An 8,180-nucleotide genomic window follows, 5' to 3' on the forward strand; every position below is an offset into this window, starting at 1 on the left:
GTCACGGACCTGGTCCCGGCAGCGCGGACGTTGCTGCTGCACCTGGATCCGCAGCGCGCCAACGCCGCCGCGATCGAGGCCGCGGTGCGCGCCGTGGAACCGCGCGGAACCGCTGGTGGCGACGGCTCCCTGGTGGAGGTGCCGGTGGTCTACGACGGCGCGGACCTCGCGGAGGTCGCGGAGCTGACCGGGCTCACCGAGCGAGAGGTGGTGCACCGGCACACGAGTGCGGTGTGGACAGTCGCCTTCGGCGGCTTCGCACCGGGTTTCGGCTACCTCGCCGGTGGCCCGCCGGAGCTCGCGGTGCCGCGCCGGACCGAATCGCGGACCAAGGTGCCGCCCGGTTCGGTCGGGCTCGCCGGTGCGTTCAGCGGCATCTACCCGCGCGAATCGCCCGGTGGCTGGCAGCTGATCGGACGCACCGATCTCGAGATCTGGCGGACGGACCGCAATCCGCCCGCGCTGCTGCGCCCGGGTGTGCGGGTGCGTTTCCAGGAGGTCCGATGAGCTGCGTGGAGGTGCTCGCCACCGGACCGCTCGCGACCGTCCAGGACCTGGGGAGGCCGGGGCTGGCGGGGATCGGCGTCGGGCCGTCCGGCGCGGCCGACGGCGGCGCTTTCCGGCTGGCCAACCGGCTGGTGGGCAACGACGAGGGCGCGGCGGCGATCGAGGTCACCTTCGGCGGGCTCGAGGTGCGCGCCACCCGGGACCTCACCGTCGCGCTGACCGGCGCGCCGTGTCCGATCACAGTGGACGGTCGTGGTGCTGCGGCGAACTCGGTCGTGCGGGTCCCCTCTGGTGCGGTCCTGAAACTGGGGCTGCCCGACCGGGGTTTGCGCAGCTACCTCGCCGTGCGCGGGGGCATCGACGTCGAACCGGTGCTGGGTTCGCGGGCCACCGACGTGCTGGCCGGGCTGGGGCCGGAGCCGCTGGCACCGGGTTCGGTGCTGCGCGTGGGCCCGGCGCCGCAGCAGTTCCCCCGGGTGGACCAGGCGCCGGTGGCGGTGTGCGCGGCCGACGAGATCACGCTGCGCGTGGCGTTCGGGCCGCGGCACGACTGGTTCACCGAGGAAGCGCTGACCGCCCTGGTCAGCAGCCCTTACGAAGTGACCGCGGAGAGCAACCGGGTCGGCATGCGGCTGGCCGGACCGGCGCTGGAGCGCAGCCGGACCGATGAGCTGCCCAGCGAGGGCATGGTCCCCGGCGCGCTGCAGGTACCGCCGTCAGCGCGGCCGACCCTGTTCCTGGCCGACCACCCGGTGACCGGCGGGTACCCGGTGATCGCCGTGGTCGTCGCCGCAGACCTGGACAAGGCCGCTCAAGCCCGCCCCGGACAGCGAATCCGCTTCCGCCGCGGCAGCTAACAGGTCGTGAGCGGCGATGGCGGTAAGAGCCACCACCGCCGCTCACGAGACAGATGACGAGGAGTTCTGCCATGACGAACCCGCAGGAGATGTCCCCGGAGCAGGCCCGCGCCGCGTTCCGCGCCGGGCTGCGCGTGCCCACCTCGGGCTACAGCGCCGGGTGGACCCAAGCGAACCTGATCGCCCTGCCGCGCGAGTTCGCCTACGACTTCCTGCTGTTCGCGCAGCGCAACCCGCGCTCCTGCCCGGTGCTGGACGTGACCGAGCCCGGGGAGACCAGCGCCGGGATCTTCGCCGGGGACCTGCGCACCGACCTGCCCGCCTACACCGTCTACCGGGACGGCGAGCTGGTCGAGGAGCGGGCGGAGGTCACCGACCTGTGGCGGGACGACCTGGTGTCGTTCCTGGTCGGCTGCAGCTTCACCTTCGAGGCCGCGCTGCTGGAGGCCGAGGTCCCGGTGCGCCACATCGAGGCCGGCAGCAACGTGCCGATGTACCGGACGAACCGCGAATGCCGCCCGGCCGGCCGGCTGTCCGGACCGCTGGTGGTGTCGATGCGCCCGATCCCGGCCGAGCTCGTCCCCGACGCCGTCCGCGTCACCTCCCGCTACCCGTCCGTGCACGGTGCGCCGGTGCACGTCGGCGCCCCGGAAGCGCTGGGCATCGCCGACATCGACCGGCCGGACTTCGGCGACGCGGTGGAGATCCGCCCGGGCGAGATCCCGGTGTTCTGGGCCTGCGGGGTGACCCCGCAAGCAGCGGTGATGCAGTCCAAACCCCCGTTCGCCATCGGCCACGCACCCGGCTACATGGCCATCACCGACTCCCGGGACAGCCGCTACCTCGTCCCGTAGCGGGCCGGCAGACCGAGCGTCCACAATGCACTCGTCGAATCGGGCAACTGTCCGAACTGGACTGATGTCGTGGGATTCGGCCGAATACCGCGTTCTCGGCGCGTCGAGGTTCGTGCATTCTGCGGTGTGACGGCCGCCGTTCCGGCTGTTGACTCCCCTTGCGGAGCTGGCAGGCGGGACGAGGAGGTTCGGCGCAGTGGCGCATTCGGGGCGATTGGTCCGGAAGTTGGCGGTCTCGGTGAGCGCGTTGCTGGTGGGCGCCGGGTTGCTGGCGGTACCCGCCGCGGCCCAGCCGACCGGCGCACCACCGGTCTCCTGGAAGAAGTGCAAGACCGGGGACTTGAGCGGGGTTCCGGTCACGCAGTGGCACCTGTTCAGCTGCGCCACCTACCCGGTGCCGATCGACCACGACGACCCGGGCAAGGGCACCGTCGAGCTGGCGATGATGCGGCGCGCGGCGACCAAGGCGGACGAGCGCATCGGGTCGCTGTTCATGAACCCGGGCGGCCCCGGCGGCAGCGGGTACAACCGGCCGACGACGGCGGGCAACCGCTTGAGCCCCGAGGTGCTGGAACGCTTCGACATCATCGGCTTCGACCCGCGCGGGGTGAGCCGCAGCACTCCGCTGCGCTGCTTCACCTCGGCGAAGAAGGCCGAAGACGTGATGAGCCGGATCTCGTCGGTACCGGTCACCGACGAGCAGATCGACACCACCATGGGCGCCTACCAGGACTACGGCCGGTCCTGCGAGGAGAACGCCGGTGAACTGCTGCGGCACATGTCGACCAAGGACGTCGCGCGGGACCTGGACCTGATGCGGCAGGGCGTGGGCGACGACGAGCTCAACTACGTCGGCTTCTCCTACGGCACCCTGCTGGGCGCGACCTACGTCAACCTGTTCCCGGAGCGCAGCCGCGCGATCGTGCTCGACGGCAACGTCGACCCCGGCCTGCGGACCTCCGACGGCATCGAGCACGACCGCGAACGGGCGCAGGGCTTCGAGATCACGCTGGCCGGATTCCTGCAGCGCTGCGCCGAGAACCCGGACAAGTGCGCGTTCGGCGCCGGCGATCCGCGGGCGAAGTTCGACGAGATCCGCGACCACCTGCGAGAAGAGCCGATCACCATGCCCGACGGCACGGAGATCACGCTCGACCAGTTCAACGACAGCACCGGAAGTGCGCTGTACACCCCGGAGAAGTACGAGCAGCTCGCCAGCGACCTCGAGTCGATGTACCGGCAGCTGCACCCGCGGCCCGGGCTGGTCCCGGAGCTGCTGACGGTGCTCGACGTGCCGACGCAGCTGGGCAAGTTCGATGCGCCGGCGGACGCCGCTTCGGACTACGTCGACGACAGCTACTTCGCGGTGAACTGCACGGACAAGCCGTTCCCGCGCGCGCCCGAGCAGGTGCCGGGCATCGCGGCGAAGTGGGAGGCGGAGTCCTCGACCTTCGGCCGCTCGCAGGCCTTCAGCGATCTCGCGGGCTGCTCGTCGTGGCCGGAGACCGGCCAGGACGTCTACCGCGGGCCGTGGGCGCACCAGGCGGAGAACCCGGTGCTGCTGTTCGGCAACCGCTACGACCCGGCGACCCGCTACGACTTCTCCCGCCGGATGGAGCAGCAGCTGGGCAACGCGCGCCTGGTCACCGTCGACGCGTACGGCCACTGCATCCTGGGCCGCAGCGCCTGCGCCGACGCGTTCGCGGCGAACTACCTGATCAACCTGGAAGTCCCGGAGCCCGGCCAGGTCTGCCAACCGAACAAGCAACCCTTCAGCTGAGCCCTCTCGAACTACGAAAAGTCCCCCCGCCCGAGGAGAAGGGCGGGGGGACTTCTTCGTTGGGGTCGACGCGCCGGTCGCCTCTGCGGCGAGTGGCGCGACGCGGCTCCAGCCGAACGGTATTCCGCGAAGGCGTTAGTTGAGGCCCGGGGGACACGGGCGCATCGACCAGACTGTTCAACGGGCGGGTGGGGTCTGGTGTTCCGGGTTCTGCTGTGAGCCACCCCTCACCTGATCGAGACCTCCCGACACGCGCCCCTTCGATGCTTGACTGCCGGGCTCGCGCCGCCGCTGGTCCTAGCTTCGAGGCATGGATTTCCACGACGAGGTTCGAGTCGGACAGCACACCTACGGAATCAACGCGAAGGGCGAACCCGCTGGCGAGGACCAGCCGGCCGGGGTGGCGGTGGAGTTCACCGGCGCCGATGCCGACGGCCGCGTGGTCGCGGAGGGGAACCTGCTGATCGCCGTCGACGGTTTGGGCGATGCCAGCGCGTTCCTGACCCGGACGCTGGACGCTCTGGCGGCGTTGCACGCCCCGCCGGGGCGATCCCGAAGTCGACCACGCCCGCCGAACGCCGGGCGGCCGTGGACCGATGCCGACGGCGAGCTGCTGCGCGAGCGGTGGTTGAACGCGCTCGGTGAGTCGGCGGCGCGGTTGGCCGGGGAGCTCGCCGAGGAGCTCGGCCGCACCCGTGCCGCGGTGCGCGCACAGCTTCCCCGGCTGGGCTGCGACCCCGACGTGCCGGGGCGGCCCCTCGGGCAGGCCTGACATCGGTGCAGGTCGCGGCCGATCCTGCCGAATTCCGAATTCCAGCGGTTCGCAATCGGGGAAAACGTCGATTGGTTTAGCGAACAATTGGTTTGCGGCGGGCCGAAAACTTCGTTTGGAGAATGGGAAGAATGAATTGAACTGAGGCGTTTCCGGATGGGGTTTTGATTTATCGGAGAAAGGGGGTAATGTTCCGGGGCGGAGAAGGGGAGTAGTCCTCAATATCGCGGTCGACATGCTGGTGCCCGTTCAGTGCGCACCCGGTCGCGGAGCCTTGGATTCGAGGTGGGCGAGACCTTCGGAACCGGCAATGGCATGCCGGGCCGAAGATGCTGCGCGCCTTCGTCCTGGCCGTGATGTGAGAGGTGGACGTTCATCGTGCTGGGCAGTCTTGCGCTGAGTTCCGTGGCTATCTTCGTGGCCGAGCTCGGGGACAAATCCCAATTGATGGCGATGACCTTCGCGACCCGCTATCGCGCGTGGCAGGTGCTGATCGGCATCACCATCGCGACCACTGCGGTGCACGCGGCTTCGGTCGCGCTGGGGTTCGGAATGGGTGAACTCCTGCCGACCGAGTGGATCGCGTTGATCGCGGGAGTCGCGTTCCTGGGATTCGCCGCTTGGACGTTGCGCGGTGATCGGCTGACGGAGGAGGAGAAGGGCAAGGCCGCTCGGAGCGTCGGTTCTGCCGTGCTCGTGGTGACGGTCGCGTTCTTCCTCGCGGAGCTGGGCGACAAGACCATGCTGGCCACGGTCACGCTCGCCACCCACCACGACTGGCTCGGCACCTGGATCGGGTCGACGATCGGCATGGTGGTGGCCGACGCGCTGGCCATCGGAGTCGGCTTGCTGCTCGGAAAGCACCTGCCGGAGCGGATGATCCGCTACGGAGCCGCGGCGCTCTTCGCGATCTTCGGCGGCTGGCTGATCATCGACGCCGCGCTCGCCCTCGCGTGACATCGGTTCTTTTTCGATGATGGTGCGGGGTTGAACGCGAAAAGCGGGTGCGACGCCGATCGGCATCGCACCCGCTTTCCCGATTCAGCTTCTCGTGCTGCTAATGGTGACGAGCAGTGCTCTTGGTAGCGACGTTCAGCACTTCTCGAAGGTGGTGGAAGCGGAGCGGTAGGTGGCTCCGGTGGAGCTCGTCGTCTCGGTGTAGACCTCGACGGTGCCGCCGGTGGTGCACGGGGCCTTCGTGGTCAGCTGGACCTCGGTGCCGCTCTGCGCCAGTTCACCGATCACCTTGGGCGTCGCGTCCTTCTGCGCCACGACGATGCGAACGTTGACCGTCGCCGTGTTGGTGCAGCCGGTGCGCCCGCCCGTGGCGACCAGGGTGTCGCCTTCGCGGGTCGGGTGGTTGGCGAAGAGCGCGCACGCCGGGGACTGCTCCGGAGCGGCAGCGATCGCCGGAACAGCGGGCGCGAGCGCGAACGCGGAGAGCGCGGCCGCAACGCCGAACATGACGGGTGAACGTCGCATTCCGATGCCTTCTTTCTGACTGTTGAAATTGCCAGCAGGGGGCATCGGGGAGTCGATCACCCGGCTTGATCGCTGTCAATTCGGGGTCGAGTGGAGCGGATTTTTTCACCCGGCCGAGTAAAGTCATTCGGCGTGTCGTCGCCCGTTTTCGATTCGGGGCATTGCTTGAGCCAGAAAAATATGGATCCTGATCATGTCGTAGCGTCGCTGCAGAATCTGCAACAGCTCTGTTAATCTTGCGCGTCGGTCGATGGGGGTGCGGATGTCCAAGACGGTGGCCAAGGCGGTCCACGTGCTGGACTCCCTCGCCGCGGCACCCAAGACGATCGCGGAGCTGGCCCGGGAACTGGGCGTGCACAGCTCGTCCGCGCTGCGGATGGTGCAGCCGCTGGCCGACGGCGGCCTGATCGCCCGAGGACCGGACAACCGGTACCGGCTCGGGCTGCGGCTGGCCGAACTCGGGCAGCAGGTGCTCGACGAGATGGACCTGCGGGTCGTCGCCCGGCCGCACCTGATCGCGCTCGCCGAGGCGACCCGCTCGACGGTGCACCTGGCGCAGCTGGTGGACGACCAGATCGTCTACGTGGACAAGATCGAGGGCGCGACGACGATCCGCACCTGGTCGCGCATCGGCCGGGCGGTACCGCTGCACACCGCGGCCGCCAGCAAGGCGATCCTGGCCGCGCTGCCCGCGCCGGACCGCGATCGGCTGCTGGACGCGCACACCTTCACCCGCTTCACCGAGCGCACCATCACCGATCCGGCCGAGTTCCGGGAGCACCTCGAAGCGGTCGAGCGCGCCGGCTACGCGACCGACCAGGCCGAGTTCGAACCGCTGGTGCACTGCACCGGGGTCGCGATCCCGGACGCGACCGGGCGGCTGGGCGCGGCGATCTCGCTGACCGCGGTCCGGGCCGCAGCCGACCGACCTGCGGTGGACAACCCGCTCCGCCGGATGCGCGAGGCGGCCAACGCGATCGCCACCGCGCTCGGCCGACCGCTGCACTGAGAGCCCGTCCGGCGCCTCCTGGGCAGCGCAACCACCGACGGCCTCTGATGCGCTCGAGTGATCGGGGGAACTCCCGGCAACCCGTGACGCCGGCAAACGGTGTTCGTTAGCAGGATGATCGGTGCTACCCGGGAGAGGATCGCGATGAGCTGGATGATCTACGGCGCGAGCGGCTACACCGGCCGGCTGGTCGCCGACCTGGCGATCGACCGCGGCGAACGCCCGGTGCTGGCCGGTCGCGCCCCGGCGAAGATCGCTGAAGTGGCCACTCCGCGAGGGCTGCCCTACCGGAGCTTCGACCTCGCCGACCCGGAAGCGGTGGACGAGGGCCTGGCGGGCATCGACGTCGTCGCGCACTGCGCCGGGCCGTTCTCGGCGACCTCGGCGGCGATGGTCGAGGGCTGCCTGCGCGCCGGCGCGCACTACCTGGACATCACCGGCGAGATCGACGTATTCGAGTCGGTGTTCGCCAACCACGAGCGCGCCCGCAGCGCCGGGGTCGTGCTGCTGCCCGGTGCCGGTTTCGACGTGGTGCCGACCGACTGCCTGGCCGCGATGGTCGCCGCCGAACTGCCCACCGCGACGCACCTGGACCTGGCCTTCCAGGCCAGCGGCGGGATCAGCGGCGGCACTTTGAAGAGCGCGCTGGAGGGAGCAGCGCTGGGCGGTCGCGCCCGCATCGACGGAGAAGTGCGTGAGGTACCGATGGCGTGGCGGCGGCGGGAGGTGCTGTTCCCCTCCGGCTCGCGGCGGGTCACCTCGCTGCCCTGGGGCGATGTGAGCACGGCCTACCGCAGCACCGGGATCGCCAACATCACCACGTTCGCCCACCTGCCCGGGCTGGACCGGGCGGGGCGCCGGTCGAGCCGGTTGTCTCGAGCGCTGCTTACTGCACCGGCGCGGAGTTCGTCGCCGACGG

General features: G+C 70.0%; 9 protein-coding genes. 8 read left to right on the forward strand and 1 reads right to left on the reverse strand.

Annotated features, from left to right (window positions below):
* The 6 genes from ABTZ89_RS31695 to ABTZ89_RS31720 all read left to right on the forward strand — a co-directional run.
* A partial coding sequence (locus ABTZ89_RS31695) for a 5-oxoprolinase subunit B family protein (RefSeq protein WP_351051639.1) occupies positions 1–507 on the forward strand: 507 nt, incomplete at its 5' end.
* Entirely contained in the window at positions 504–1,364 is an 861-nt protein-coding gene (locus ABTZ89_RS31700; protein ID WP_351051642.1) for a 5-oxoprolinase subunit C family protein, read from the forward strand. The genes ABTZ89_RS31695 and ABTZ89_RS31700, both read left to right, overlap by 4 nt.
* 71 nt (positions 1,365–1,435) lie before the next feature.
* Positions 1,436–2,218: a putative hydro-lyase gene (locus ABTZ89_RS31705; RefSeq protein WP_270949824.1), complete on the forward strand. Its 783-nt coding sequence runs from the start codon at positions 1,436–1,438 to the stop codon at positions 2,216–2,218.
* 238 nt (positions 2,219–2,456) lie between these two features.
* Positions 2,457–3,998, forward strand: a complete 1,542-nt coding sequence (locus ABTZ89_RS31710; protein ID WP_351051646.1) for an alpha/beta hydrolase — start codon at positions 2,457–2,459, stop codon at positions 3,996–3,998.
* Between the two features lie 310 nt (positions 3,999–4,308).
* A complete protein-coding gene (locus ABTZ89_RS31715; RefSeq protein WP_351051649.1) occupies positions 4,309–4,770 on the forward strand; it encodes a hypothetical protein in 462 nt (153 codons plus the stop codon).
* A 405-nt stretch (positions 4,771–5,175) separates the two neighbouring features.
* On the forward strand, positions 5,176–5,727 hold the full coding sequence (locus ABTZ89_RS31720; protein ID WP_270949821.1) for a TMEM165/GDT1 family protein: 552 nt from the start codon (positions 5,176–5,178) through the stop codon (positions 5,725–5,727).
* A gap of 135 nt (positions 5,728–5,862) precedes the next feature.
* On the opposite strand, the gene ABTZ89_RS31725 is transcribed toward ABTZ89_RS31720, so the two are convergent.
* Entirely contained in the window at positions 5,863–6,252 is a 390-nt protein-coding gene (locus tag ABTZ89_RS31725; protein ID WP_270949820.1) for a hypothetical protein, read from the reverse strand.
* Positions 6,253–6,514: 262 nt separating this feature from the next.
* Here ABTZ89_RS31725 and ABTZ89_RS31730 point away from each other — a divergent pair, with 262 nt between their 5' ends.
* The gene (locus ABTZ89_RS31730; protein ID WP_351051653.1) at positions 6,515–7,261 is read left to right on the forward strand and encodes an IclR family transcriptional regulator; all 747 of its coding nucleotides are present in this window, start codon (positions 6,515–6,517) and stop codon (positions 7,259–7,261) included.
* Positions 7,262–7,405: 144 nt separating this feature from the next.
* Positions 7,406–8,180, forward strand: a 775-nt coding sequence (locus ABTZ89_RS31735; protein ID WP_351051656.1) for a saccharopine dehydrogenase family protein, incomplete at its 3' end; no start/stop codon positions are given.

The organism is Saccharopolyspora sp. NPDC002686, assembly GCF_040295745.1.
Taxonomy (GTDB): domain Bacteria; phylum Actinomycetota; class Actinomycetes; order Mycobacteriales; family Pseudonocardiaceae; genus Saccharopolyspora; species Saccharopolyspora oryzae.

What these genes read in the sequence shown, in the direction of transcription:
- ABTZ89_RS31700 (WP_351051642.1), top strand. Translation starts at nt 504, where the DNA reads ATGAGCTGCGTGGAGGTGCTCGCCACCGGACCGCTCGCGACCGTCCAG.
- ABTZ89_RS31705 (WP_270949824.1), top strand. Translation starts at nt 1,436, where the DNA reads ATGACGAACCCGCAGGAGATGTCCCCGGAGCAGGCCCGCGCCGCGTTC.
- ABTZ89_RS31715 (WP_351051649.1), top strand. Translation starts at nt 4,309, where the DNA reads ATGGATTTCCACGACGAGGTTCGAGTCGGACAGCACACCTACGGAATC.
- ABTZ89_RS31725 (WP_270949820.1), bottom strand. Translation starts at nt 6,252, where the DNA reads ATGCGACGTTCACCCGTCATGTTCGGCGTTGCGGCCGCGCTCTCCGCG.
- ABTZ89_RS31730 (WP_351051653.1), top strand. Translation starts at nt 6,515, where the DNA reads ATGTCCAAGACGGTGGCCAAGGCGGTCCACGTGCTGGACTCCCTCGCC.